This window comes from Actinoallomurus sp. CA-150999, assembly GCF_050942425.1.
Taxonomy (GTDB): Bacteria; Actinomycetota; Actinomycetes; order Streptosporangiales; family Streptosporangiaceae; genus Actinoallomurus.
The window spans coordinates 7,555,072-7,579,776 of the sequence record NZ_CP192063.1; the positions used below are offsets into that span (position 1 = coordinate 7,555,072).

Below are 24,705 nucleotides of genomic sequence, written 5' to 3' on the forward strand. Positions count from 1 at the left end.
GTGTTCGGTCCGCCGGGCAGCAGTCTCGGTGTGAGGTCGTGGAGCCGCCTCGCAGGTGGTGTTCCCGGCCGGGTGTGGTTCCAGATCAGGCGCTTGGAAGGGTGAGCTCGGCCGCCTCCGTTTCGGGGGCGGTGGGCGGTGTTCCGGGTCGTCCGGGAAGCAGGACGGTGCCGGCGAGGATGATCAGGATCGCGGCGCTCATGAACCAGTACACGCCGTGGAGGCCACGGATCACGTCGGTCTTCCCGGCCGTCTGGACGATGAGCGCGACGACCGCGATACCGATCGAGGCGCCGAGCTGGTTCAGCATGTAGAGCACCGAGCTGCCCTGGGGCACCAGCGCCGGCGGCAGAGTGCGGTACAGCGATCCCATCGTGGCCGCCCCGACGAACCCGAGTCCGGCGCCGACCGCGAGGGCGGCGAGCGTCGGCCACAGCTCCTGCGTTCGCGCCCCGATCCAGGCGAAGGCGAGAGCACCGATCACGGCCAGGACCGCACCCGCCCGTACGACGACACGCGCGCCGAACCGGTCGGCGAGCCGGCCCGCCGCTGGTGCGGCGATGGCGGCGCTGACCCCCAGCGGCGCCACCAGCAGCCCGGCCGTCAGCGCGCCGTGCCCGTGTGCCTGCTGGTAGTACAACGGCAGCGCGAACAGGGCGGAGAACATCGTGAGGCCGGTGAGCCCCATGGCGGTCACGCTGGCCGCGAAGTCACCGCGGGTGAACAACCTCAGGTCGAGCAGAGGAGGCGTGCGCCGGGCGGACAGCGCGTGGATCGCGTAGCCGATCAAGAGGACGACACCGACCGCCAGCGGGGTGAGCACCGGCCAGGCCGTGAACGCCGCCCGTTCGCCCGCCTGCGACAGGGCGAGCATCAGGCTCGCGAACCCGGGCGCGATCAGCGCCACGCCGATGACGTCGAGCCGGGACGCCGCCGACTCCCGCTGCGGGTCACGCGGGACCGATCGGAGGGCGCCGAGGAACGCGGCCAGTCCGATCGGCAGGTTGATGAGGAACATCCACCGCCAGCCCAGGCCCTGCAGCACGATCCCGCCCACGACCGGACCGAGCACGGGGCCGAGTGAGAGGACTCCGGCCATCAGCGCCATCACCCGCGCCGCCCTGTGCGGCCCGGCGGCGCGGGCCAGCAGCATCAGGACGAGCGGATCGATGAGGCCCGCCCCGACGCCCTGGACGACGCGGAAGGCGATCAGGCTTGCGACGTTCCAGGCCAGCCCGGACGCCAGCGATCCGCCCAGGAAGACCAGGAGGCCGGCCAGCCACAGCCGCCGTCCGCCGAACCGGTCGACCGCCCACGTGGTGACGGGGATGGTGAGGGTCAGGGCGAGCAGGTATCCGGTGGAGACCCACCCGACCGCGCTCAGCGAGGCGTGGAACGCCGAAGTGAGCGTGTCGATGCCGACGGCGACCATCGTGCCGTCCAGGATGCCCATCATCCCGCCCAGCAGGATCACCACGATCAGCCGTCGCAGCGCTGGATCCAGGCGGTGACCAGGTGTTTCCGTCATAAGTCGCTCCTCAGCAGCAGGTAACTAGACCGGCGAGTACAACTTAGGAGACCGGCCCGTCTTATTCAATCGAGTCTCGAAAATTAGACTCGCAAGTCTGGTTCAGTCGACGACTCGGTAGGATGTCCCGCATGACGGAAGCGGTGACCTTGACAGGGAAGGGCCTGGCGCGCGGGCGAGGGCGCATCGACAAGCGGCGGGCGATCCTGGACGCGGCGTTCGAGGTCTTCGCCCGCGAGGGATACGCGCAGGCCGGGGTGGACGCGATCGCCGCCGAGGCGGGAGTCGCCAAGGCCACCGTGTACAACCACTTCGGCGACAAGGAGACGTTGCTCCGCGAGACGTTCGCCGCCCTGGCCGGCAGCGCGCTGGAGCAGAACCTCGCGGTGGTCGAGCGGCTCGCCGATCAGGGCGGAGACCTGCGGGCGTTGCTGGAGGACGTCGCCTTCCGCCTGCTCGAGTGCTACTGCGACGACCGTTCCCGGGCGCTGCGGCGGCTCCTGTCTGCGGAGATGACCCGGTTCCCGGATCTGCTCGACACCGTCCAGGGCGTGTCGGACCGCGTCACCGGCGCCTTGGCCGACCGGCTGGCGCGTCTCGCGCTGGCCGGCCGGCTCGACATCACGGATCCCCTCATCGCGGCCGAGCAGTTCTCGGCCCTGCTCGGCGGCCCGGCGGACAAGCGCTCCCACCTCGGCACCCGGCCGGTCCCCGACAGCGAGTTGCGCGCGGTGGCACGTGCCGCCGTGGCCACCTTCCTCAAGGCGTTCGCCTCGGTTTCCACGTGATCCGCCCGATCTGACGGTAACCCCCGACGCTGGGCGAGCCGCCCGCGCCACTTGGGCGAACACGCCGCCGAACCGCTCACCTGCCACTGATGTTCTCGAGTGAAGCTGAAAAAATATACGGTCACGTATGGAAAAAAGATCACCAAGAGGGTAAAGATCTGGAAAGCTTTCGCGCCATGTCCTATCCCCCCAATTCCAACCCCGCACCGGATTCCGGTTTCGGAGGACCGGCGTACAGCCCGTACCCTCCGCAGGGATCCGGCCCGGACTCCCCCTACGGCCCACCCGGCCCCGGCCCCGGCTCCGGCCCGGCGTCCCACCGGCCGCCGGGCAGCGACAAGGTCAACGGTCTGGCCATCGCCAGCCTCATCACCGGTCTCATCGGGTGCATCTCCCTCGTCGGGGCGATCCTCGGCGTGATCGCGCTGCGCCAGATCAAGGAGCGCGGCGAGCGCGGCCGCGGGCTGGCGATCGCCGGCATCGTGCTGTTCTGCGTCTGGGTCGTGCTCTCGGTGATCGGCCTCGCGCTCAACCCGGGCTCCGGCGCCTCGAAGACCACCGGGGGCCTGGGCGCGAAGCCCACACCGACCGTGACCACGACGCACGACGTGAAGGTGCAGAAGATGCGCGTCGGCGAGTGCATCAACGACGGCGACGTGTCGGAGGCCTCAAAGGTCAAGGTGGTCCCGTGCAGCCGACCGCACGACAGCGAGGTGCTGGCCGTCTTCACCCTGCACGGGTTGATCCTGCCGAGCACCGAGAAGCTGCACGCACTGGCGAAGAGCGGGTGCGAGAAGCGCGTCCAGCCGCGGCTCGACCGGGACCCGGCGGCCGACAAGCTCGCGATGTCGTACTACTACCCCACGGCGGAGTTGTGGAGAAGCGGCGACCATGGGGTCACCTGCCTCGGCGTCGCCGCCTCGGAGGGCAAGAAGCTGACGCGCCGCATCCACGCCTGACCCCCGGCGAGAAACCCGCGCGGGCCGACGCGGTCGGCGTCTCTCGAAGACGCCGACCACGCCTGCTCGCGCGTTAGCGCGTCCAGAGCGGAGTGACCCGGCTCCGGCCGGGCCCGGCACCCTCCGGCCCGCCGTCCGGACGGGTCCGGGCCGGCCGGGACGAGCGCGGCTGGAAGGGCAGGAAGCGGTCCGCGCGGTGCGGGCGCGCCGGGATGTCGGTGCTCTCGACCGCCAGCATCCGGTCGAAGCGGAACGCGCGGATGTGGCGGCGCAGCCGGCACCAGCCGACGAGGTACCAGTGGTCGCGGTGCACGAGGCACGTGACCGGCTCGACCTCGCGGACCGTGACGTTGCCCTTGGCGTCGACGTAGTGCAGGCGGACGACGAGCCGCGCGGTGATCGCGCTCGCCGCCGTCCGGGCCCGGTGCGCCGTCGCGGGGTCGAGCGGGCGGGCCAGGGTGTCGAGGGTGGTGCCGACGACCTCGGCGGGATCGAGGTCGTCGAAGAGGCGGCGCAGGGCCCGGCGCGCCGTGGCGGACTGCGGACCGGAGCCCAGGTGGGCGAGCGAGAGGGCGAGGGCCGCCACCTCGGGGGCGGGAAGCTGGGGACGGGTACGGCTTGCGAGCGTCGCGTTCTCGGCCATGATTCGATCATACGTTCGAACACTGACATTTTGAGGGCCCAACCTCGGGCACCGCGCCGCATGTTTTTCTACAAAACCTGGACGCTGCGCCAACAAAACTTAGAATGATGAGCCGGGAGGGAAGCCCATGTCCGACTCCGAGCGACCGGTCTCGTTCCAGACCCGGCCCGACCTGTACCGGCACTGGCGCATCGAGCTCGACGGCGAGGTCGCCCGGCTGGTCATGCGGGTCGACGAGCAGGGCGGGCTGCGCCCCGGCTACGACCTCAAGCTGAACTCCTACGACCTCGGGGTCGACATCGAGCTGTACGACGCCGTTCAGCGGCTGCGGTTCGAACACCCGGAGGTGCGCGCCGTGGTGATCACCAGTGCGGACGACCGGGTCTTCTGCGCCGGCGCCAACATCCGTATGCTCGCCGCGTCCGACCACTCGTGGAAGGTGAACTTCTGCAAGTTCACCAACGAGACGCGCTGCGGCATCGAGGACGCCACCGAGAACTCCGGGCAGACCTACCTCGCGGCCGTGAACGGCACCGCGTCCGGCGGAGGGTACGAGATCGCGCTCGCGTGCGACCGCATCCTCCTGATCGACGACCGGTCCGCCGCCGTTTCCCTGCCCGAGGTGCCGCTGCTCGGCGTGCTGCCGGGCACGGGCGGGCTGACCCGGGTCACGGACAAGCGGAAGGTGCGCCGCGACCGGGCCGACGTGTTCGCCGCGAAGGCGGAGGGGCTCAAGGGCCGGACCGCCGTCGAATGGGGCCTGGTCGACGAGGCGATCCCGCGCAGCAGGTTCGAGGAGACCGTCCGCGAGCGCGCGCGGGAGGCGGCGGCGCGGTCCTCGCGCACCGGCGAGCGCGGCGTCCCCCTGCCCATGCTCGAACCGGAGATCACCGCCGACCGCGTCGCGTACCGGCACGTCACCGCCGAACTCGAGGACGACCTGGTCACCATCACGGTGCGCGCCCCGAAAAGCGGCGACGTCCCAGAGGTCGTCGACGCGGACTTCTGGCCCCTCGCCATGACCCGCGAGCTCGACGACCTCATCCTGTGGCTGCGCGTCAACGAGCCCGAGCGCGGCACCTGGGCGATCCGGACCGTGGGCGACGCCGACGCCGTCCTCGCCTACGAGGAGTCGATGACGAGCGACAAGGACTGGCTCGCCCGCGAGATCCGGCACTATTACAAGCGGACGCTGAAGCGGCTGGACGTCACGAGCCGCAGCCTCGTCGCGCTCATCGAGCCGGGCAGTTGCTTCGCCGGTCCCCTGCTCGAACTGGCCCTCGCCTGCGACCGGCAGTACCTCCTCGAACCCGCGGAGATCGTGGTGACCGACGCGAACCTCGGCGCCTACCCCATGGCGAACGGGCTGAGCCGCCTCGCCGCCCGGTTCCACGGGGACGAGGCCGCGCTGGAGCGGATCCGCGCCGCGCGCGGGCGGTGCGTCGAGGCCGGCGAGGCGGAGGACCTCGGCCTGGTCACGCTCGCGCTGGACGACATCGACTGGGAGGAGGAGGTGCGCATCGCCCTGGAGGAGCGGGCGTCGCTCAGCCCCGACGCGCTGACCGGCTTGGAGGCCAACCTCCGGTTCGGCGGACCGGAGACCCTCGAGACCAAGATCTTCGGGCGGCTCTCGGCCTGGCAGAATTGGATCTTCAACCGGCCGGGCGCCTCCGGCCCCGACGGGGCCCTCAGCAGATACGGCACCGGAAAACGAGCGAGCTTCGATCGGAAGCGAGTCTAGGCACATGCACGCCGACTACCAGGAGAAGATCCCGAACAACGTCGGGCTGGCCGACGACCGGCGGCTGCAGCGGGCGCTGGAGTCGTGGCAGCCGAGGTTCCGGCAGTGGTGGGCGGAGATGGGTCCCGAGCTGCCCACCGAGGACGTCTACCTGCGCACCGCCGTGAACGTCGGCCGCGAGGGGTGGGCGCACTTCGGGCACGTGCCCGTGGCCGACTACCGGTGGGGCGTCTTCCTCGCCGAGCCGCGGGCGGACCGGCGCATCGCGTTCGGCGAGCACAAGGGCGATCCGGCCTGGCAGAAGGTCCCCGGGGAGTACCGCGCCGAGCTGCAGCGGCTCATCGTCATCCAGGGCGACACCGAGCCGGCCAGCGTCGAGCAGCAGCGGCGGCTCGGCTATACCGCGCCCAGCCTGTACGACCTGCGCAACCTCTTCCAGGTCAACGTCGAGGAAGGCCGCCACCTGTGGGCCATGGTCTACCTCCTGCACGCCCACTTCGGCCGCGAAGGCCGCGCCGAAGCCGAGGAACTGCTGCGCCGCAACTCCGGCAGCGAGGACTCCCCACGCATCCTCGGCGCGTTCAACGAGGAGACCCCCGACTGGCTGTCCTTCTTCATGTTCACCTACTTCACCGACCGCGACGGCAAGTACCAGCTCGGCACGCTGAAGGAGAGCGGCTTCGACCCGCTGTCACGCACGTGCGAGTTCATGCTGAAGGAAGAGGCCCACCACATGTTCGTGGGCACCACCGGCATCGACCGCGTCGTGGGCCGCACCGCGCGGCTCATGGTCGAGCACGACACCGACGACGCCGGACCGCACGGCGCGATCCCCTTCACCGTCATCCAGAAGTACCTGAACTTCCACTACTCGGTGTCGCTGGACCTGTTCGGCGGGGAGACCTCGACGAACGTCGCGAACTACTTCTCCGCCGGGATCAAGGGCCGCTGGCAGGAGGAGCGGCGCAAGGACGACCACCGGCTCACCGACCGGGGCGCGCACGTCGACGCGGTCGTGGACGGCGAGCTGTCCACGATGGAGGTGGAGGCGCTGACCGCGCTCAACACCGACCTGCGCAACGAGTACATCGCCGACTGCGAGAGCGGCGTGAAGCGCTGGAACCGCATCCTGGCCGATTCCGGCCTCCCCCACCGGCTGCGCCTGCCGCACCGCGGATTCAACCGATACGTCGGCGCGTTCGCGAAGGTCAACGTCTCACCCGACGGCGAGCCGCTGTCGGACGAAGAGTGGGCGGCACGTAAGGACGCCTGGCTTCCGACCGAGACGGACAAGGCGTTCGTCTCTTCTCTCATGCGGCCCGTGTACGAGCCCGGTAAGATCGCCAGCTGGCTCGAGCCGCCACGAAACGGCATCAACGGCAAGCCGTTCGAATACGAGTACGTTCACCTCTGATCGAGGGCGTGAGTCCGGGTGTTCAACGCCAGCACGTATCTCGTCGACCGGCACGTCGAGGCCGGGGACGGCGACCACATCGCGATCACCGGACCGGACGGCACGCTGACCTACGCGCGGTTGCTGAGCCGGATCCTCCGTACCGCCTCCGGCCTGCGCGAGCTCGGCGTACGGCCCGAGGAGCGGGTCATGCTGTCGATGGCCGACGGCCCGGACCTGCTCACGCTGATCCTCGCGACGATGCGCGTCGGCGCGGTGCCGGTTCCGGTCTCCACGATGCTGACCGCCAAGGACCTGGCCGAGCTGCTGCGCGACTCACGAGCGCGGGTCCTGGCCGCGAGCCCGGAGTTCGCCGCGTCCGCCGAGGAGGCCGCGCAGTCCGCGCCGGAGCTCGCCGCGTTCATCCTCAGCGGCCCCGACGCGCCGCGCCCGCCCGCCTGGGCGGCAGGCCACCGGCTCGACGAGATCGCCGGCGACGAGGGCGGCGGCGACCCGTACGACACGCACCCGGACTCCAGCGCGCTGTGGCTCTACACCTCCGGGACGACCGGCCTGCCGAAGGCCGCCGTGCACCGGCACGCCTCCATCCGGTCCGTCGCCGAGACGTACGGCACGCAGGTGCTCGGCATCCGGCCGGAGGACCGGTGCCTGTCGGTGCCGAAGCTCTTCTTCGCGTACGGCATCGGCAACGCCTGCTTCTTCCCCCTCGCCGCCGGGGCGTCCGCCGTGCTGGAGCCGGGCCGCCCGACTCCGGCGCTGATCGCCGAGCTGGTCGAGCGGGAACGCCCGACGCTGTTCTTCGGCGTGCCGACCTTCTACGCCGCGCTACTCGCCGCCGAGCTGCCCGCCGAGACGTTCGCGCCGGTCCGCGCCGCGGTGTCGGCGGGCGAGCCGCTGCCGGCACCGATCTTCCGGCGGTTCGCCGAGCGGTTCGGCGTGGAGATCCTGGACGGCATCGGCGCGACCGAGGCGCTGCACATCTTCATCTCCAACCGCGCGGGCCAGGTCCGGCCGGGCAGCAGCGGCATGCCGGTGCCCGGGTACGACGTGCGCGTCGTCGACGACGCGGGCGCCGACGTCCCGCCCGGAACGCCCGGTCACCTGCTCGTGCGCGGCGACTCGATCGCCACCGGCTACTGGTGCCGTACGGCGGTGACCCGGCAGGTGTTCCAGGGCGAGTGGCTGCGCACCGGCGACACCTACGTCCGCGACGAGGACGGGTCGTACCGGTTCCTCGGCCGGTCCAACGACATGATCAAGGCCGGGGGGATCTGGGTGTCCCCGAGCGAGGTCGAGGCGCGGCTGCTGGAGCATCCCGGCGTCGCCCAGGCGGCGGTGGTCGCGCTGCCGGACGGCGACGGCCTGGACAAGCCCGTCGCCGCCGTCGTCCGCGCGCCCGGCGCCGCCGTCACCACCGAGGAGATCATCGCGTTCTGCCGCGACGGGCTCGCCTCGTTCAAACGGCCCCGCGCGGTGCACTTCGTCGAGTCCCTGCCGACGACGGCGACCGGGAAGATCCAGCGCTACCTCGTCCGCGAGCGGCTCGACGGCCTCGCTCCCCCGGCCGACGCCGGACGCGACCTCCTCGACGAGACCCGATCCTGACCCACGGCCTCTGGCCACGTATCGCGCGAACGGTCAGGCGGCGGGCTCCGCGGCGCCCGCCATGGCGGGCGTGGGCCGGGCCTCGGCAGGGGCGAGGTAGTCCCGCATCCGCCGCTCCGGACCGTGCCGCCGCAGCACGAGGTAGCCGATGAACGCCGCCGGCGCGAAGCACACCTGGGCGGGGATGAGCGAGGGAGTGTGCCCGGTCAGCCAGCCGATGACGGGCGGGGCCACCGCCGGCGCGAGTGCCCCGAAGACGACCACCAACGGCAGCGCCGTACGCAGTCCGGCCGCGCCGTACGCCTTGTACGCCGCCGTGGTGAACAAGGCGTACGCCAGGAGGTCGCCCATGCCGATCACGGCACCGAGGTCGCCGACGCGGAGCCCGGCTGAGGGAGCGAACGGATACCCCTGGATGGCGTCCGCGAGTCGCTGGGTGAGCGGCAGCACCGTGGCGAACGTCAGGTCGTACGCTCCGAGGAGCAGGACGAACCACGCGATGTTCCGCAGCCGCATGCCGCCCTGGACGTTCAGGTTCGTGGCGGAGACGACGATGAGCCCGACGACGCAGCTGTTGGCCAGCCAGTAGACGGGCGAGTTTCCGCCGAGCAGCAGCCGGCTCGTGAAGTCGGTCGCGAGGAGCGCGAGGATCGCGCTCCACCGGAGGAGATTCCGGGCGACGACCGGCTGATAGCCCACCGTGAGCCCACCGGCGAAGACCAGGCACAGTACGACCGGGAGGGCCGCACCCGGGAGCGCGAGGTAGAGGAACGGGAGGGCGAGGACGAAGCCCATCATCACGGCGATGTCTCGGCCGTTGAACGTACCCACCGGCGGGCGCGGCACGCGGACCTTGCGGAAGTACAGCACCGCGCCGAGCGGCACCGCCAGCGCGAACGCGGAGTTGACACCCGCCAGGTAGAGCGTCTGCACGCTCATGCGCCCTCCTTCCTCGCCCGACCAACCCACCCCGGCCGACCTCCCGGCGTCGGAGGAGTGATCAGGGGCGCTGTGCTATTGATTCGCTCGCTCCGCTCGCTCATGCCGCACCCCGCACGAAGGACTTCTCCTCCAGGTCGCAGCGCAGCGGGCACAGCGCGCGGGCCTCGTCGGGCCCGAGGCGTACGACCTCCGCGACGGCGTCGATCCCCCGGGTGCCCAGCCGCTCGGTGACGTCCACCGGGGACGCATGCTCGGAGACGACCGTGACGTGCAGCTTCCCGTCCACGACCTGTGCACGGTGGCGCACCGGCCACTCCGCACCCGGCAGTTCGTCGAGGGCTTCGATGATGTCACGGGGCGTGACCAGGCCCGCCGCCGTGTTGAGCAGCCGGTTCGCCTTGCCGAGGACCTGTGAGACGGCGGGAATACCGGCCAGCTCGCAGTCGAGTCGTTCGGGGAGCGCCCGTACGACGTCGCGGGTGTCGTAGCGGAAGACCGGCATGCACTCGCGGTAGGGGAAATATGGGGTGACGGTGAGCGTGCCGAGCCGACCGGGTTCGGCCGGCTCCCCGGTCTCGAGGTCGAGCACCTCGGTGTACCCCATGTTCGGATCCGGGTGCAGGTGGTGGCGGCGGCAGATCCGGCCGCCGACCGGGAGCGTCTCCGTCATCCCGTAGGCGTCGCCGACCTGGTCCACACCGAACGTCTCGCGCGCCGCCTGTGCGAGCGCGGGCGACAGGACCTCCCCGCCGAGGAACACTCCGCGCAGCCGGAAGTCGGCCGGACCGAGACCGCGACGGCGCGCCGCGGACACCATCTGGGCGATGTAGCTGGGGTAGGCACTGATCAGCGTGGGCGTGACCCCGGCGGTGTCCAGCAGGTGATCAAGGGATTCATCCGGCGGCACCTGACCGACCACCCGGGTCGCCGCGCCGGCCAGCCGGAAGACCTCGATGTCCTCCTGCACCGCGGCCGTCGCCCGGGAACTGATGTTGATCTGCATGCAGTCGCCGGGCCGGGCCTCGCCCCGCAGTACGAGTGACAGGGCTATCAGCGCGGGCCACAGCTCGATCTCGTAGCGGGACAGCCAGACCCGGGCGGGCGCTCCGGTCGTGCCGGTGGTCTGGGTGACGATCTGGGGTTCGCCGCAGATGAAGTCGCGCGGCCGGGTCACCAGATCCGCCTTGCGGGTGACCGGGATGTTCCGCAGCGAGTCCGGGGTCAGCGAGCCCGGCTCGACGCCCGCCGCCTCGAACAGCTCCCGGTAGAAGACGGACCGCCGCGCCAACCGGCGCGCGGTACGTTGCAGCGCGCGGGTCTGCAGGTCCCGGCGTTCGGCCGGGTCGGCGAACGGGCCGTCGATCAGCTGCTCGACGTCGTCACCCGGGGAGCCGAACTCCTCGATCGTCGCGAGCGCGTCCTCGACGAGCCGCTCGACCAGCCGTGGATTGATGGGCCGCCCCAGGACCATGGCCAGCGCCACCCGCACCTGGCGAATCCCGGCCTCGAGCACCTGATCTCCTTAGAGCGTCAGCGAGGGAAAGGAGTGGCGTGCGGAGGGCAGCGGCCCTCCGCACGCCGCTGGATCAGGAGACGCTGCAGGAGCCGAAGAACACGGCGGTCATCGCGCCCATGACGTACCGGACCTGCTTGACACTGCTCTTCACTGCCGCCATCGGGATCCTCTCCCTCGGTTGGTGGAGCATTTCGATGATCACCATAACCCTTGATGATCTTGAATGGAATGCCCGCTTACCTGGGAGAACGCGAACTTCGGTGCTCGACCCCGGAAAAACGGCCGATGAACGGCGAGTTCTCGGACCGTTCTATCCGGCGGCGAGGGAGCGCCAGCGCTGCTGGGCGACCGCGTCCCATTCGCCGTGCCGGGCGTCGAACAGCTCGCGGGCCTGATCGCCGATCCAGCCCGAGGGAAGCAGCGCCGACGGCAGCCGGGGGTCCAGGAACGGGAACCGCCGCCACTCGTGGACGAGCCGCGTCTGCGCCAGCATGATCGACTCCGGGGAGGCGGGACGCAGGCCGCTGAACGTCTCGATGAACGCCTCGTACTGGGCGGCCACACCCTCCAGGTCCCACGCCCGCTCGACCATCGCCCGCTCGCTGCCGACCCCGGCGAACCGCGCGGTGAACGACATGGCGCCGGACTGCAGGCCGAGGCCCTCGATGACCGAACGCGCCTCCGCCTCGCGCACCGACGACGGCGCGATCCACATCCCCGGTCCGGGCGAGCCGAAGCCGGCCCAGCTCAGCTTCGTCCGGAGCTTGTGCCGGAGCCGGCGCTTGGACTCGGGGACAGAGACGTAGACGATGAGCCACACCCCGTCCCAGGGGGTGGTCGAGGCACCGAACGTGAAGATGCGCTCCGCGCCCTCGGCCAGGAGCTGCAGCCCGGGAGGGGTGAGGGACCAGCGGACGCTCCGGCCGACCCGCTCGGAGGAGAGCCATCCGTCGGCCGCCGTACGGGCCAGGGCCTGCCGCGCGGACTTCTCCTCGACGCCGAGCTCGTCGAGAACCTCGACGAGAGTCGCGGTCCATACCGGCTCTGGGTTCCGCTGGACGAACTCCCCCAGTACGGTCAGCAGCAGAGAACGCGCGCTCGTCTCGCCCAGGGCATGCCGTCGGGTCAGCGTGGGTCGCGGAGCGGTCACACTTAATTCTACATAAACCAGGTGCATAATTGACCCTTTGTAGAGCCCGCTGACAAAAAGGCAGGAACACATCGTGCTCGATGGCCGGCCGCTCATCGACGCCCACACGCATCCCGCCCGTCTGCCGACGCTCAAGGCCGCCTGGCGAGGCTGGGCCGCCGAGTTCGGCGACGCGGCCGTCCTCGACCGGGTCTTCGACTCCGACGGCACACCAATCCCGGAGAGGTTCGTCGAACTCCTCGACACCGAAGGCGTCGACATCGCGCTGATGCTCTGCGAGTACAGCCCGAAGACCACCGGAATCCAGCCGATCGAGGATCTGCTGCCGCTCACCGCGCACGCCCCGCGCCGCCTGCGCGCGGTCGCGAACATCAACCCGCACTACCACTTTCCCGTCGCCGAGGAACTCGAGCGCCAACTCGGACTGGGCGCGGTGGCGCTCAAGCTGCACCCCGTGCACGGCGGTTTCGCCGCCGATGACCGCGCGCTGTACCCGGCGTACGAGGTGTGCCGCTCCCGTGGCGTTCCCGTCGTGGTGCACTGCGGCACCAGCAGCTTCCCCGGGTCCACCAATTCCTACGCCGACCCGGCGCTGCTCGACGCGGTGCTGCGCGACTTCCCGACGCTGAACGTCGTCCTCGCCCACGGCGGACGCGGCTGGTGGTACGACGCGGCGGCGTTCCTCGCGCTGTCCCGCGACAACGTCTGGATCGAGCTGTCCGGACTGCCACCGCGCCGGCTGCCCGAGTATTACGGTCGTTACGATTTCGCGCGGCTGTCCCGGCGGTTCATCTTCGGCACCGACTGGCCCGGTGTGCCGGGCATCGCGGCCAACGCCCGCGCCGTCGCCGCACTCTGCCCGGACGAGGGGACCGCCGCCCTCGTGCTGGCCGGCAACGCCATCCGGGTGTACGGCCTCGACGTTCCAGAGTGACCCGCGCGGGCCGGGGAGACGCGGTCAGGGCCTGCGGGCGACGCCGGCGAAACCGTGCGAGCGTGGCGTGTTCGGATCGTCCGGACGCCATTCCGCGATGCGGGTGAGCCCGGGGTCGACCAGCTCGAGGCCGTCGAAGAACCGGCGGATGCCCTCGCGCGAGCGGGGCACGATCGGGGCGGTCGCGTTCTGGTACGCCGCGCGACCGGCCCGCACGTGTTCCTCCGGAACGCCCTCGGTGGTCAGGTGCGAGATCACCACGTGGCTGCCGGAGGGCAGCGCGTCGCGGAACCGCGCGAGGATGTCGTACGGCGCCTCGTCGTCCGTGACGAAGTGCAGCACGGCCACCAGCAGCAGCGCCACGGGCCGGGAGAGGTCAAGGTTCAGGTCGCGGTGGCCGAGGATCGACTCGGGGTCCCGGAGGTCGGCCTGGATGATCGAGACGTCGGACGCGCCTCCGAGGAGGGCCCGCGCGTGGCAGAGCACCATCGGATCGTTGTCGACGTAGGTGACGCGCGCGTCGGCGGCGAGTTCGTGCACGTTGCCCTGCGTCGGCAGTCCCGAGCCGACGTCGAGGAACTGGGAGATCCCGGCGGCGGAGAGGTGCCGCACGGCTCGGCGCATGAAGTCCCGGTTGGCGCGCGCGGCCACCGGGGTGTCGGGGAAGACCTTCAGGATCCGGCTCGCGGCCTCGCGGTCGGCGGCGAAGTTGTCCTTGCCGCCCAGGAAGTAGTCGTACATGCGGGCCACGTTCGGGGTGGCGATGTCGAGGCCGTCCGGGACCATCGCGTCCATCGTCATCGGGCCCCCTTCTCGTTCACTCGCCGGCCGAGGCAATGAGTCTCCCTCACGAATCATGATCAACGTAGCGGACGTCGGGCCACTGCGACACGGGCGCCGCCCGTCCATGGTGGTGGACGGGCGACGCCCGGTCGGCCTCGAGAGGCCCGGTGTCTCCGATCAGTCCCGGCGGGCCGAGAGCAGCGGAGCCGTGGCGGACACCGCCGACGACGAGGACGGCGTCCAGGTCACGACCGGACCGGGAGCTGCCTGCGCCGCGACGGACCCGCCGCCGATGCCGTAGGTCTTCACGTAGGGCGTGTTGTCCGACGAGGTGGCGAACGTGTCCTTGCCACCGGCGAAGAGGACGGCGTAGTAACCGCTGCCGTACGCGTGGACCTTCTGCTTGAAGTAACCCTTGCTGTTCGTCTTGGTCCACTTGAGGTGGTACCAGGTCTTCTGGCCCTTGAACCGGAAAATGATCCGGACTCTGCGGCCGGAGTAACCGCCGTGCTTGTTGATCGTCGTCCAGCGGATCAGCCGGCCGCTCGCCGTCACGTACCCCTTCTTGCGGACCTTCTTCGGCGAGACCTTGAAGGAGTGGATCTCGGTCCGCCAGCGCCAGGCCTTGCGCACCGGGCTGGTCGCCGCCTGGTAGGTCGTGTCACCGGCGAACCGCGCCCGCCAGTAGCCGGACGCCAGGTAGTTGAGAGCGGCGTGGAACGCGTTGGCGCTCGTGTCCGCATTGACGGTCTTCTTGACGGACCAGCCCGTCTTCCCGTTGGGCGAGTACTCGATCGTGAGCGGCAGCGCGTCAGAAATGGCGGAATCGCTGCGCAGAGCTCCGTCGGCCGTAACATTCCCGTACGGGTCGTACGAGACGGTAAAGCGGCTGAAGGAGAGCGGCCTCTGGTCGAGTCGCGCCTGAGAGGCGCCAGGAGCCGCCGTTTCGGCCAGCGCGGGCGGCACGGCTGTGAGCGTGCACATCACCGCCGAAGCGCTGAGGATGCCGAGGGTGATACGTCGCAAAGTAATCACCTGTGGGTCGAATGATGGATTCGCGTGATCTTCACGCGAGAGAGAGGACGAACCTCTTCATCACCCGGTTGTCCCGACAATGATCACGAAACGGAAACAAGCCACCGATCGTCGCTTTCCGTATTCCTGACCGACCCTTATCGTCACCACTTGCCCCGAACACCCCTCGGACGCCCCAGAGGCCGACGGCCGGAGTGTTTGACGTGGTGATTACGTCACCCTATCATGAGCACATGCTGTTTCCGACTCCTGTGCTGGCCACCGCCGACGAACGCGTCCTGGACGCAATCGAGCGCATGCGCCTCGAGTTGCGTCATCAGGTACGGGCGACGCCGACGAAGTGGACGGAGGGGTTGCCGAAGTTCCTCACCGCCGATGCCGTCGCCGCGTCGAACTCGATCGAGGGCTTCCGGGTGGCGACGGTCGATGTCGAAGACCTCATGGAGGGGGAGCGCGACGTCGACGTCTCCGAAGAGGACCGCGAGGAGACGCTCGCCTACCAGCGCATGATGATTTATATCCAGACCCTCCTCGACGCCGAGGACTTCTGCTACAGCAAGGGACTGCTGAACGCGCTGCACTGGATGCTTCAAGGGCACCGTCATACCCCGCGCAAGCCTGCCGGCCAGTGGCGCAAGGGTCCGGTCTACGTCACCGACGCCCGGGACCCGAGCATCGCCGCCTACACGGCACCCGATGCGCGCGAGGTTCCCCGGCTGATGGGTGAACTCATCGACTGGCTGAACACGAAGGACGACGCCCATCCGCTGGTACGGGCCGCCATGGCGCACCTTCACCTGGTGTCGATCCACCCCTGGGCGGACGGAAATGGCCGGATGTCGCGTTCCCTGCAGACACTCATGATCGCGCGCGAGGGCACGCTCGCGCCGGAGTTCTCGTCGATCGAGGCGTGGTTGGGGCGGCCGGGAAACACTTGGGAGTACTACCGAGAGCTCGCCCGGCGCGGCGCGGAGTACCTTCCCGACCAGGACGTGAGCAGCTGGGTGCGATTCAACCTCACGGCGTACCACCAGCAGGCCCAGACCGTTCGCAACCGACTCGAGCGTTCCGGTCGGGTCTGGGGAGTCCTGTCCGACTTCGCCGAGGCCGAGGGAATGGACGAGCGCGTCGTATCCGCGCTCCACGACGTGGCGATGACCGGCAGGGTACGCCGCCTGCGTTACGAACATGCCGAGGGTCTGAGTCTGCAGCAGGCGCAGCGCGACCTGCGCGATCTCGTGGCTTCCGGCGTGCTGACATCCGTTGGGCGGACAAGGGCGCGGTACTACACGGCCGGTGATCGTTTTCCCGAGCAAGCGTTGGATGTGGCGCGCACACCGATGACCCTGGTCGCCCCTTACCCGGAATGATGTTCCCGCGCCGACCCAGTTGATCGCGATCTGATCACAGCCGTTGGAGTGGAGGTTCGGGCGGAATCGGCCCGAACCTCCACTCAACGGTCTGGTGGGTGGTCAGCGCTTGGTGATCCGCCAGGTGAAGGTCGCCGAGCCGGAGGCGTTGGTGGTGTCGGTGGCCGTGACGGTGACCGTGCTCGTGCCGGTCGCGGTGGGCGTGCCGGTGATCAGGCCGGTGGCCGAGTTGATCGACAGGCCGCTCGGGAGGCCGGAGGCCCGGTAGGTGAGGGTCTGGCCGGCGGCCGAGTCGCTCGCCTGGATCTGCAGCGAGGCCGCGGTTCCCTTCCTGGTCGACTGGCTGCCGGGGTTGGTGACCGTGATGGTGTTCTGGCCGCCGCCGCCCCCGAACACGTCGGTGATCGGGCTGACGCCGGCGCTGTTACCGGCGTACGGCAGGTTGTAGAAGTCCTCGACGGTGCGCAGCACGTTGTCGTGCGTGATGTGCTCGCTGTAGGTGCCCGGGGTGACGCCGGCGCCGACCATGACCGTCGGGATCTGGTTGCTCATGCTGCTGTCGTCCTCGTCCCAGGTGAGGATCAGCAGGCTGTTGTGCGTCTTGGCCCACTGGGCGTACCCGTCGACGTTGTTCTTCAGCCAGGTGTCGCCGGTGCCGACGGAGCAGTCGTGCATGTCGTCGCACAGGTTCGGCACGACGAAGGAGACCGTGGGCAGGGTGGTGTAGTCGCTGGGGAACGAGGCGTAGGTGAGGTTGCCGGCGGCCGGCACGTTCGTGAAGTTGACCCAGGGGTTGTGCTTACGCGCGTACGTGCCGCTCGTGCAGCCGGTGTAGCCGTTCGACGGCATGCTCTCGGAGTAGCCGGTGAAGGTGAGCCCGGCGCCGATGAGCTCGGAGCCGAGGTTGGCGGCCGAGAAGGTGTGCGGGCAGCTGTCGTCGGTGACGCCCTGCGTGGAGCCGGAGAACAGCTCCAGATAGTTGGGCTCGCTCGGGTGCGTCACCGCGAAGGACTGGCTGAAGTTCGCTCCCCGGCCCGCCAGGGAGGTGATGTACGGAGCGGACGAGTTACCGATGACCTCGGAGTAGGAGTGGTTCTCCATGACGACGACGACCACATGGTCCGGGCGGGGAAGTCCGGCGGCGGCGTTCGCGGGAGCGGACGCGGCCAAGGGAACGGCGAGAGTGAGGCCGAGCAACGCGGCGATACGGGAACGGAACACGGCGTCTCCAACGGGTGGGGTTATGTCGCCGATGCCGAGGCTCTCCCCGGATCCGAAGCGCGGCAACGCCGGGCCTGCGATGTTCCGGAAGGCTTTGCCTACCGGCGGGTACGTGGCCGTTCAGCGTACGGACTCCGATCTGGCCGGCGGCCAGGGCGCCCGCATGCCGGGCAGGGGTCAACGCGCCCGGCGGCCTGTTCCAGCGCGATCGCGAGCGCACCCGCGGCCTGCTCCGGTGCGATCGCGAGCGCGTCCGGCGGCGGTTTGCGATCCTCGGCGGAAAACCCGGTCTGTTCACGAATGTGCAGGTCACGCTACTCTTCCCCCGATGGCACGACACCGCAGTGACCCCCGCGGCGGCGCGCGCATCACGCTCGCCGTCACGACGGTGGTCGTGGCGCTCGCCCTCCTGGCCGTGGGCGCCTACGCCTTGTTCGACGCGCTGAACACCAAGTCCGGTGCGACCGACGCGGCCTCCGGGGGCGCGTCGTCGTCATCGTCGGCGAACTCATCGCCGTCGGGCCGGCCGCCGGTGCTGATGATCACCGTAACCGGGAAGCAGTGCGACATCTTCGTCAGCACCCCCGGCAACTCCGACATCCTGGTCAACCGGACCTTCCAGCACGGGGAGACGTTCATCGCCGACCAGCCCCGCCTGCAGGTCGGCATCAGCGATGGCGGCGCGGTCGAGATCCGTGTCAACGGCGTACGCCGCCCGGCCGGCAAGCCGGGACAGCAACTGTCCTTCGTCGCGACCAACGACGGCAGCAAACCCACCTGACAGCGGCCTCGCCTGACGTCATCCCGCCTTATCCGGTCGTGATGAGGCCGGCGGGGTCGTCCACGACGCGTTCGACGACCGACGCGGCGGCGCCCAGGGCGGCGGCGTCGCCGCCGAGGCGGGACACGGCCAGGCGGGGCGGAGAGCCTCGCACGACCCCCGTGCCGCCGGACAGCGCCGCCTCGACGGCGGGGCGCGCCCACGGGGCGAGCGCGGAGAAGATGCCGCCGAGAACGATGGTGTCCGGGTCGAGGAGGTTCACGGCCGCGGCGAGCGCCTGCCCCAGTGCCTCCCCCGCGCGGCGTACGGCGGCCAGCGCCTGGGCGTCGCCCGCCTCGAGCAGGCCGACCAGCGCGGACAGCGGGCCGTCCGGGCCGGCCGTGGAGGTCGCCGTCATGTCCGGGAGGCCGGCCGCGCGAAGGATCGCCTCCTGGCCCGCGACCTGTTCGAGGCATCCCTGGCCGCCGCACGCGCAGGGCGGTCCCGCCGGGTCGACGACGATGTGACCGAGCTCGCCGGCGTAGCCGTGCGCGCCGCGGAACACCCGGCCGTCGACGACGATGCCCGCGCCGATCCCGATCTCACCGGAGACGTGGACGTACGAGCCCAGAGCCGGGCCGTCGCCGAACCACAGCTCGCCGAGGGCGGCGAGGTTCGCCTCGTTGTCCTGGTCGGCGGGCAGCGCCAGCGGTGGCAGGCCGGCTTTGAGGAGCTCCTCCGCCGGGACGTCGCGCCAGCCGAGGTTGGGCGCGGTGCGTACCCGGCCGGTCGCCCGGTCGAGCGTGCCGGGTAGCGCCACGACCGCACCGGCCACCGCCAGGTCCTGCTCCCCCGCGGCCGCGATCGCCTGCTCGGCGAGATGGGTCAGCGCGCCGATGGCGCGGCCGGGGTCTCGGTCCCGGTTGTCGGCGGCGACGATGTGCCGGTGCCGGATGCGCCGCCCGAGGTCGAGCACGCAGGCGGCCAGGTAGTCGACGTTGACCTCCAGGCCGAGGCCGGCGACGCGGTCGCCGTTGACCGAGACGGCCGTGGCGGGACGGCCGCGCTCGCCGTCGCGTACGGGGCCGTCCTCCCGGACCAGGCCGGCGTCCTTCAACGCGGCGACGAGACTGGATACGGTGGTCTTGGTGAAGCCGGTCACGTCGGCGAGGCGGGCACGGCTCACCGGCTGCCGACGGGAGATCTCGCCCAGCACGACGGCCAGGTTGCGGGCGCGCATCGTGCCATGCCGGACGGGCGTGATCTCATTCCGCATGTTCCCAGACTAATCATTGAACGTCTCCCCTGTTGACACTTGGCACCTGCGGGTTTTAATTAGTCCAGAGCCTGGACGAATTGAGGAGACGACATGTTCGAACCCACCCCTGAGGACAAGTTCACCTTCGGGCTGTGGACCGTCGGCTGGCAGGCGCGCGACCCGTTCGGCGACGCCACCCGGCCGCCGCTCGACCCGGTCGAGGCGGTGCACCGGCTCGCGGAGCTCGGCGCCTACGGGGTGACGTTCCACGACGACGACCTCCTCGCGGTCGAGCCGGACCGGGACAAGGCGATCGCGGCGTTCCGCACGGCGCTCGACGAGACCGGCCTCAAGGTGCCGATGGCGACCACGAACCTGTTCACCCACCCGGTGTTCAAGGACGGCGCGTTCACGTCCAACGACCGCGACATCCGCCGCTACGCCATCCGCAAGGTCATGCGCAACCTCGACCTGGCCGCCGAGCTGGGCGCGAAGACGTACGTGTTCTGGGGCGGGCGCGAGGGCGCCGAGTCCGACGGGGCCAAGGACGTACGGGTGGCGCTCGACCGGTTCCGGGAGGCCATCGACCTGCTCGCCACGTACGTCACCGACAAGGGCTACGGCATCCGCTTCGCCCTGGAGCCGAAGCCGAACGAGCCGCGCGGCGACATCCTGCTGCCGACCATCGGCCACGCGCTGGCGTTCATCGGCTCGCTGGAGCACTCGGACATGGTGGGCCTCAACCCCGAGGTCGGGCACGAGCAGATGGCCGGGATGAACTTCGTGCACGGCATCGCGCAGGCGCTGTGGCACGGCAAGCTGTTCCACATCGACCTGAACGGCCAGCACGGTCCCAAGTTCGACCAGGACCTCGTGTTCGGCCACGGCGACCTGAAAAGCGCCTTCTTCCTCGTCGACCTGCTGGAGAACGGCGGGTACGAGGGACCGCGCCACTTCGACTACAAGCCGGCCCGTACCGAGGACATCTCCGGCGTCTGGGCGTCCGCCGCCGCGAACATGCGCACCTACCTCATCCTCAAGGAGCGGGCCCGCGCGTTCCGCGCCGACCCGGAGGTGCAGGAGGCGCTCGCCGCGTCCCGCGTCGACCAGCTCGCGGAGCCGACCCTCGCGGCCGGCGAGACGTACGAGAACCTGGCCGAGGACGACTTCGACCTCGAGGCCGCGGCCGAGCGCGGGTACCACTACGAGCGCCTCGACCAGCTGGCCGTCGAGCACCTCCTCGGCGCCCGGTGACCCGGAGGCGCTGATGAGCACGTTCGTGACGGAGGCCGGAGGATGAGCAGGCTCATGGCGAGAGACCACGCTCGTGGCGGGGGTCGGAAGATGAGCACACTCATGGCCGGGGTCAGAAGATGAGCACACTCGTCGCCGGGGTCGACTCGTCGACCCAGTCGTGCAAGGTGGTGGTGGCCGACGCCGCCACCGGCAGGGTCGTGCGCGCCGGTCAGGCCGCGCATCCGGACGGCACCGAGGCCGACCCCACCGCCTGGTGGGACGCGCTGGGGCAGGCCGCCGACGAGGCGGGCGGCCTGGACGACGTCGCGGCGATCGGCGTCGCGGCGCAGCAGCACGGCATGGTGTGCCGGTCGGAGACCGGTGAGGTGGTACGGCCCGCGCTGCTGTGGAACGACACCCGATCGGCCGACGCGGCCCGCGATCTGGTCGACGAGCTCGGCGGTCCGGCCAAGTGGGCCGACGCCGTCGGCAGCGTGCCGGTCGCGTCGTTCACGGTGACCAAGCTGCGCTGGCTGGCCCGGAACGAACCGGACGCCGCCGCCCGTACGGCGTCGGTGTGCCTGCCGCACGACTACCTGACGTGGCGGCTGAGCGGCGAGTTCGTCACCGACCGGGGCGACGTGTCCGGCACCGGCTACTGGTCCCCCGCGACCGGGGAGTACCGGCCCGACCTGCTGGAGATGGCATTCGGGCGGGTCCCGGCGCTGCCGCGCGTCCTGGGCCCGGCCGAGGCCGCGGGCCGGACGCCCGCCGGCGCGCTCGTGTCGGCCGGGACCGGCGACAACATGGGCGCGGCGCTCGGCCTCGGTATCCGGCCGGGCGACGTGGTGGTGTCCCTGGGCACGTCCGGGACGGTGTTCACCGCGGCGGAGCGGTCGTCCGCCGACGCCGCCGGGGACGTCGCCGGGTTCGCCGACGCGACGGGCCGGTTCCTGCCGCTCGTCTGCACGCTGAACGCCGCCCGCGTGCTCGACGCCGCCGCAGCCCTGCTCGGCGTCGACCACCACGAGGTCTCCCGGCTGGCGCTGTCCGCACCGCCCGGCGCGGACGGCCTGGTGCTCGTACCGTACCTGGAGGGCGAGCGCACGCCGAACCGGCCGGACGCCACCGGCTCGGTGCACGGCCTGCGCCTCGCCACGTCCACGCCGGCGCACCTGGCACGGGCGGCGATCGAGGGCATGCTGTGCGGCCTCGCCGACGGGCTCGACGCGCTCCTCGCCCAGGGTGCCCAGGCCGAGCGGGTGCTGCTCATCGGCGGCGCCGCCCGCTCGGAGGCCGTACGCCGCATCGCGCCGACCGTCTTCGGCCGGCCGGTGCTGGTCCCGCCCACCGGCGAGTACGTCGCCGAGGGCGCGGCCGCCCAGGCCGCCTGGGCGCTGTCCGGAGCGGCCGAGCCGCCGCGCTGGGAGCGCGAGGGCCTGGAGACGTACGAGGCCGACGCGGTCCCGGCGATCCGCGAACGCTACGCCGAGGCCCGCGACCACATCCTGTCCCGCTGAGCGCCCTTCCGGCGGCGGCCCCGTCCATCCAACGGGACCGCCGCCGGAACGGTCATCACGCTGCCGGAACGTTCATCACGTCGCCGGAACCGTCATCACGTCGCCGGAACCGTCATCACGTCGCCGGAACCGTCATCACGTCGCCGGAACCGTCATCACGTCGCCGGAACCGTCATCACGTCGCCGGAACGGTCATCGCTACATCGGAGCGGCCATCGCGCCGCCGCAGCGGCCGTCTCCCGGTCGATCGATCGGACGGTCGCGCGGTCGGACGGACGGGCGGACGGACGGGCGGACGGACGGGCGGACGGGCGGACGGGCGGGCGGACGGGCGGGTGGGCGGACGGGCGGGTGGGCCGATGCTGGAGCGGACCGTTCGTCGTTACGCTCGCATCCGGAGGTGGCCGTCGAATGAGCATCGCAACCCGCGTCGCCCGGCCCGGTGATCTCACTGCGGCCCTGGAGGTCTGGCGGCGAGCCAACGCGGCCAGGGGCAAGACGCCTGGCCCGGACCGCGTCGCCCGGGTTCAGGCCAAGCTGGCCGACCCGGCCGCGCTGGTGGTCGTCGCCGAGCGCGCCGGAGAACTCGTGGGCATGGCGGCGGCCGAATCGGGCCGGGAGGAAGACGGCGCGGGCGGCGTCGTACCCGGGTTGTGTCACATCTCCATGGTGTTCGTCCGCCCCGACCACTGGGGGAATCGGATCGGGGAGCTCCTGGTCGACGCGGTGCGCAAGGAGGCGCTCCGTCAGGGCCACACGTCGCTGCAGCTGTGGACCGGGGAGGGCAACCACCGTGCCCTTCGCCTCTACGACCGGACCGGCTTTCGACCCAGCGGTCGTACGGGGCAGCTGAGCACCGGCGAGCGAATCGTCCACCTGACCCGGTCGCTGTAGCGGGCGACCCCGTGCCCGTCGTGCCGATGACCGGTCAGAACAACAGCTCGTACGCGCCGTCCCACTCGTTGAGCAGCACGTAGTCCGGCACGGTCCGCGACCAGGCGGCGTGCAGCCGCCGGATGAGCTCGGGGCGCGGTGCGAGCTCGAGGCCGAGCGCGTCGGCGACCGTCGCGCTGTCGTCGGGGTAGTCCGGGTCGTCCTCCAGCCGCTCCCGGTGGAACCTCTCGGCCTCGGCGGTGGTCGCGTCCAGGCCTCCGGGGCGGGCGAAATGGCAGTCATGCCACGTCGGCAGACCGACGAGGATCGTGAGCGCGCCGCGCAGGTCGTCGGCCAGGAGACCGGCGCTGCCCTCGGAGTCGGCGTACAGCACCGGCCGGTCCTCCCCTGCGCCCTCCCCGCAGAGGAAGTAGGTGCCGCCCGCGCCGCAGCCCGCGACCGGCTCGAGCCGGTCACCCGAGGCCAGTCTCACGAACTCGACATGGTCGGCGCCGCCGAGGTCGAACTCGAGGCACGCCATGAGCGTGGTGAGCGCCTGATCCTCGCGGATCCGGTCCAGCAGCGGGGACACGTGATCGACCATGGCGCGCACCGTACCAAGAGGGTCCGTCAGGAGTCCGCCGGTTTGGCAGCGCTGACGAGCCGGGTGCCCATCCACGGCCCGCCCCACCACATCCGCGGGCCGAGGGGCCGGATCCGGAGGTCGGCCACGCCGAGCTCGGTGAGGTGACGGTGGTATTGGGAAGCGGCGACGATGTCCGCGATCACCAGCCGGCCGCCCGGGCAGAGCACGCGCACCGCCTCGTCGATCGCCCGCACCCGTCCTTCCGCCGACTTGATGTTGTGAATGGCGAGGTTCGAGACGACGACGTCGAACTCCCCGTCGCCGAACGGCAGCGCCATCATGTCGCCGGTCCGCAGCTCGACCCGGTCGCGAACCCCCTCCGCGACGCTGTTGCGCTCGGTGACGTCGATGGCGTTCCCCGACTGGTCGACCGTACGCCAGAGGTCGACGCCGACCGCGCGACCCGTCGTGAGCCGCTCCGCGGCCATGAGCAGCACCGCGCCTCGACCGCAGCCGAGGTCCAGCACCTGCTCGTCCCCGTGCAGCGCGAGCTCGTCGAGGATCTCCGACCACACCTGGAACTTCCCGCGCCGCGTCGCGTTGAGGTACAGCCCGAAGCCCACGGCCATCACGATGGCGAGGAGGAAGAACACCGAGGCGAGAGCGATTCCGGGGCCCATCTCGGCGCCGACGCCGGCGAACACGAACCCCACCGCACCGCACGCCAGGCCGAACAGGACGTATGGAGCGTCCACCCCGTACGAGCCGCGCCGGACCACTGTGGTCATGATCCGCCTCTCCTCACTCTCCCGATGCCGCCCCGACTGTAACCGCTGGTGATCA

At 70.8% G+C, this 24,705-nt stretch carries 22 protein-coding genes; 11 read left to right on the forward strand and 11 right to left on the reverse strand.

Going from position 1 to position 24,705, the window contains the following annotated elements; genetic code table 11:
- Nucleotides 1–85: 85 nt before the first annotated feature.
- The gene (locus ACQP2O_RS34975) at nucleotides 86–1,528 is read right to left on the reverse strand and encodes a DHA2 family efflux MFS transporter permease subunit (RefSeq protein ID WP_433172648.1); all 1,443 of its coding nucleotides are present in this window, start codon (nucleotides 1,526–1,528) and stop codon (nucleotides 86–88) included.
- A 131-nt stretch (nucleotides 1,529–1,659) separates the two neighbouring features.
- Here ACQP2O_RS34975 and ACQP2O_RS34980 point away from each other — a divergent pair, with 131 nt between their 5' ends.
- The gene (locus tag ACQP2O_RS34980; protein WP_433172650.1) at nucleotides 1,660–2,316 is read left to right on the forward strand and encodes a TetR/AcrR family transcriptional regulator; all 657 of its coding nucleotides are present in this window, start codon (nucleotides 1,660–1,662) and stop codon (nucleotides 2,314–2,316) included.
- Nucleotides 2,317–2,492: 176 nt separating this feature from the next.
- On the forward strand, nucleotides 2,493–3,275 hold the full coding sequence (locus ACQP2O_RS34985) for a DUF4190 domain-containing protein (protein ID WP_433172652.1): 783 nt from the start codon (nucleotides 2,493–2,495) through the stop codon (nucleotides 3,273–3,275).
- A gap of 73 nt (nucleotides 3,276–3,348) precedes the next feature.
- Here the strand turns inward: ACQP2O_RS34985 and ACQP2O_RS34990 are convergent, their stop codons facing one another.
- Nucleotides 3,349–3,918, reverse strand: a complete 570-nt coding sequence (locus ACQP2O_RS34990) for a helix-turn-helix transcriptional regulator (RefSeq protein WP_433172654.1) — start codon at nucleotides 3,916–3,918, stop codon at nucleotides 3,349–3,351.
- Nucleotides 3,919–4,045: 127 nt separating this feature from the next.
- On the opposite strand from ACQP2O_RS34990, the gene boxC reads away from it, so the two are divergent.
- From boxC to ACQP2O_RS35005, 3 genes are read left to right on the forward strand one after another with little or no spacing between them, the layout of a single operon-like run.
- Nucleotides 4,046–5,659, forward strand: coding sequence for a 2,3-epoxybenzoyl-CoA dihydrolase (gene boxC, locus ACQP2O_RS34995; protein ID WP_433172656.1), 1,614 nt, complete (start codon nucleotides 4,046–4,048; stop codon nucleotides 5,657–5,659).
- A gap of 4 nt (nucleotides 5,660–5,663) precedes the next feature.
- Nucleotides 5,664–7,073 (forward strand): benzoyl-CoA 2,3-epoxidase subunit BoxB, encoded by a 1,410-nt coding sequence (gene boxB / locus ACQP2O_RS35000; protein WP_433172658.1) that lies wholly within the window; start codon nucleotides 5,664–5,666, stop codon nucleotides 7,071–7,073.
- 18 nt (nucleotides 7,074–7,091) lie between these two features.
- Complete coding sequence (locus ACQP2O_RS35005) at nucleotides 7,092–8,678, forward strand: benzoate-CoA ligase family protein (protein ID WP_433172660.1); 1,587 nt, start codon at nucleotides 7,092–7,094, stop codon at nucleotides 8,676–8,678.
- 33 nt (nucleotides 8,679–8,711) lie between these two features.
- Here ACQP2O_RS35005 and ACQP2O_RS35010 read toward each other — a convergent pair whose 3' ends face one another.
- The 3 genes from ACQP2O_RS35010 to ACQP2O_RS35020 form a co-directional block, all read right to left on the reverse strand.
- Complete coding sequence (locus tag ACQP2O_RS35010) at nucleotides 8,712–9,617, reverse strand: hypothetical protein (RefSeq protein WP_433172662.1); 906 nt, start codon at nucleotides 9,615–9,617, stop codon at nucleotides 8,712–8,714.
- A gap of 100 nt (nucleotides 9,618–9,717) precedes the next feature.
- Nucleotides 9,718–11,133, reverse strand: a complete 1,416-nt coding sequence (locus ACQP2O_RS35015) for a phenylacetate--CoA ligase family protein (protein WP_433172664.1) — start codon at nucleotides 11,131–11,133, stop codon at nucleotides 9,718–9,720.
- Between the two features lie 313 nt (nucleotides 11,134–11,446).
- A complete protein-coding gene (locus tag ACQP2O_RS35020) occupies nucleotides 11,447–12,286 on the reverse strand; it encodes a PaaX family transcriptional regulator (RefSeq protein WP_433172666.1) in 840 nt (279 codons plus the stop codon).
- A 73-nt stretch (nucleotides 12,287–12,359) separates the two neighbouring features.
- Here ACQP2O_RS35020 and ACQP2O_RS35025 point away from each other — a divergent pair, with 73 nt between their 5' ends.
- The gene (locus ACQP2O_RS35025) at nucleotides 12,360–13,220 is read left to right on the forward strand and encodes an amidohydrolase family protein (protein WP_433172667.1); all 861 of its coding nucleotides are present in this window, start codon (nucleotides 12,360–12,362) and stop codon (nucleotides 13,218–13,220) included.
- 24 nt (nucleotides 13,221–13,244) lie between these two features.
- Here the strand turns inward: ACQP2O_RS35025 and ACQP2O_RS35030 are convergent, their stop codons facing one another.
- Nucleotides 13,245–14,021: an SAM-dependent methyltransferase gene (locus ACQP2O_RS35030; RefSeq protein ID WP_433172669.1), complete on the reverse strand. Its 777-nt coding sequence runs from the start codon at nucleotides 14,019–14,021 to the stop codon at nucleotides 13,245–13,247.
- Between the two features lie 159 nt (nucleotides 14,022–14,180).
- On the reverse strand, nucleotides 14,181–15,029 hold the full coding sequence (locus tag ACQP2O_RS35035) for a hypothetical protein (RefSeq protein ID WP_433172671.1): 849 nt from the start codon (nucleotides 15,027–15,029) through the stop codon (nucleotides 14,181–14,183).
- A gap of 212 nt (nucleotides 15,030–15,241) precedes the next feature.
- Here ACQP2O_RS35035 and ACQP2O_RS35040 point away from each other — a divergent pair, with 212 nt between their 5' ends.
- A complete protein-coding gene (locus tag ACQP2O_RS35040; RefSeq protein ID WP_433172673.1) occupies nucleotides 15,242–16,408 on the forward strand; it encodes a Fic family protein in 1,167 nt (388 codons plus the stop codon).
- 102 nt (nucleotides 16,409–16,510) lie between these two features.
- On the opposite strand, the gene ACQP2O_RS35045 is transcribed toward ACQP2O_RS35040, so the two are convergent.
- Nucleotides 16,511–17,629, reverse strand: a complete 1,119-nt coding sequence (locus ACQP2O_RS35045) for an alkaline phosphatase family protein (protein ID WP_433172675.1) — start codon at nucleotides 17,627–17,629, stop codon at nucleotides 16,511–16,513.
- A gap of 328 nt (nucleotides 17,630–17,957) precedes the next feature.
- On the opposite strand from ACQP2O_RS35045, the gene ACQP2O_RS35050 reads away from it, so the two are divergent.
- Nucleotides 17,958–18,410 carry a hypothetical protein gene (locus ACQP2O_RS35050; protein ID WP_433172677.1) on the forward strand — a complete coding sequence of 151 codons (453 nt, stop codon included), beginning with the start codon at nucleotides 17,958–17,960 and terminating at the stop codon, nucleotides 18,408–18,410.
- Between the two features lie 28 nt (nucleotides 18,411–18,438).
- Here the strand turns inward: ACQP2O_RS35050 and ACQP2O_RS35055 are convergent, their stop codons facing one another.
- Nucleotides 18,439–19,665, reverse strand: coding sequence for an ROK family protein (locus ACQP2O_RS35055; RefSeq protein WP_433172679.1), 1,227 nt, complete (start codon nucleotides 19,663–19,665; stop codon nucleotides 18,439–18,441).
- A gap of 93 nt (nucleotides 19,666–19,758) precedes the next feature.
- Between ACQP2O_RS35055 and xylA the strand changes: the two genes are divergently transcribed.
- From xylA to ACQP2O_RS35070, 3 genes are all read left to right on the forward strand, one after another.
- Nucleotides 19,759–20,901 carry a xylose isomerase gene (xylA, locus tag ACQP2O_RS35060; RefSeq protein WP_433172681.1) on the forward strand — a complete coding sequence of 381 codons (1,143 nt, stop codon included), beginning with the start codon at nucleotides 19,759–19,761 and terminating at the stop codon, nucleotides 20,899–20,901.
- Nucleotides 20,902–21,020: 119 nt separating this feature from the next.
- The gene (gene xylB / locus ACQP2O_RS35065; protein WP_433172683.1) at nucleotides 21,021–22,403 is read left to right on the forward strand and encodes a xylulokinase; all 1,383 of its coding nucleotides are present in this window, start codon (nucleotides 21,021–21,023) and stop codon (nucleotides 22,401–22,403) included.
- A gap of 411 nt (nucleotides 22,404–22,814) precedes the next feature.
- Nucleotides 22,815–23,297, forward strand: coding sequence for an N-acetyltransferase family protein (locus ACQP2O_RS35070; RefSeq protein WP_433172685.1), 483 nt, complete (start codon nucleotides 22,815–22,817; stop codon nucleotides 23,295–23,297).
- Nucleotides 23,298–23,331: 34 nt separating this feature from the next.
- On the opposite strand, the gene ACQP2O_RS35075 is transcribed toward ACQP2O_RS35070, so the two are convergent.
- Both ACQP2O_RS35075 and ACQP2O_RS35080 read right to left on the reverse strand, forming a co-directional pair.
- Nucleotides 23,332–23,880, reverse strand: a complete 549-nt coding sequence (locus ACQP2O_RS35075) for a hypothetical protein (RefSeq protein WP_433172687.1) — start codon at nucleotides 23,878–23,880, stop codon at nucleotides 23,332–23,334.
- Nucleotides 23,881–23,906: 26 nt separating this feature from the next.
- Nucleotides 23,907–24,650, reverse strand: coding sequence for a class I SAM-dependent methyltransferase (locus ACQP2O_RS35080; RefSeq protein ID WP_433172689.1), 744 nt, complete (start codon nucleotides 24,648–24,650; stop codon nucleotides 23,907–23,909).
- Nucleotides 24,651–24,705 lie beyond the last annotated feature (55 nt).

Coding starts and splice junctions, on each gene's coding strand:
- ACQP2O_RS35030 (WP_433172669.1), bottom strand. CDS start 14,021: ATGACGATGGACGCGATGGTCCCGGACGGCCTCGACATCGCCACCCCG.
- xylB (WP_433172683.1), top strand. CDS start 21,021: ATGAGCACACTCGTCGCCGGGGTCGACTCGTCGACCCAGTCGTGCAAG.
- boxB (WP_433172658.1), top strand. CDS start 5,664: ATGCACGCCGACTACCAGGAGAAGATCCCGAACAACGTCGGGCTGGCC.
- ACQP2O_RS34985 (WP_433172652.1), top strand. CDS start 2,493: ATGTCCTATCCCCCCAATTCCAACCCCGCACCGGATTCCGGTTTCGGA.
- ACQP2O_RS35070 (WP_433172685.1), top strand. CDS start 22,815: ATGAGCATCGCAACCCGCGTCGCCCGGCCCGGTGATCTCACTGCGGCC.
- ACQP2O_RS34975 (WP_433172648.1), bottom strand. CDS start 1,528: ATGACGGAAACACCTGGTCACCGCCTGGATCCAGCGCTGCGACGGCTG.
- ACQP2O_RS35055 (WP_433172679.1), bottom strand. CDS start 19,665: ATGCGGAATGAGATCACGCCCGTCCGGCATGGCACGATGCGCGCCCGC.
- ACQP2O_RS35050 (WP_433172677.1), top strand. CDS start 17,958: ATGGCACGACACCGCAGTGACCCCCGCGGCGGCGCGCGCATCACGCTC.
- xylA (WP_433172681.1), top strand. CDS start 19,759: ATGTTCGAACCCACCCCTGAGGACAAGTTCACCTTCGGGCTGTGGACC.
- boxC (WP_433172656.1), top strand. CDS start 4,046: ATGTCCGACTCCGAGCGACCGGTCTCGTTCCAGACCCGGCCCGACCTG.
- ACQP2O_RS34990 (WP_433172654.1), bottom strand. CDS start 3,918: ATGGCCGAGAACGCGACGCTCGCAAGCCGTACCCGTCCCCAGCTTCCC.
- ACQP2O_RS34980 (WP_433172650.1), top strand. CDS start 1,660: ATGACGGAAGCGGTGACCTTGACAGGGAAGGGCCTGGCGCGCGGGCGA.
- ACQP2O_RS35080 (WP_433172689.1), bottom strand. CDS start 24,650: ATGACCACAGTGGTCCGGCGCGGCTCGTACGGGGTGGACGCTCCATAC.
- ACQP2O_RS35010 (WP_433172662.1), bottom strand. CDS start 9,617: ATGAGCGTGCAGACGCTCTACCTGGCGGGTGTCAACTCCGCGTTCGCG.
- ACQP2O_RS35075 (WP_433172687.1), bottom strand. CDS start 23,880: ATGGTCGATCACGTGTCCCCGCTGCTGGACCGGATCCGCGAGGATCAG.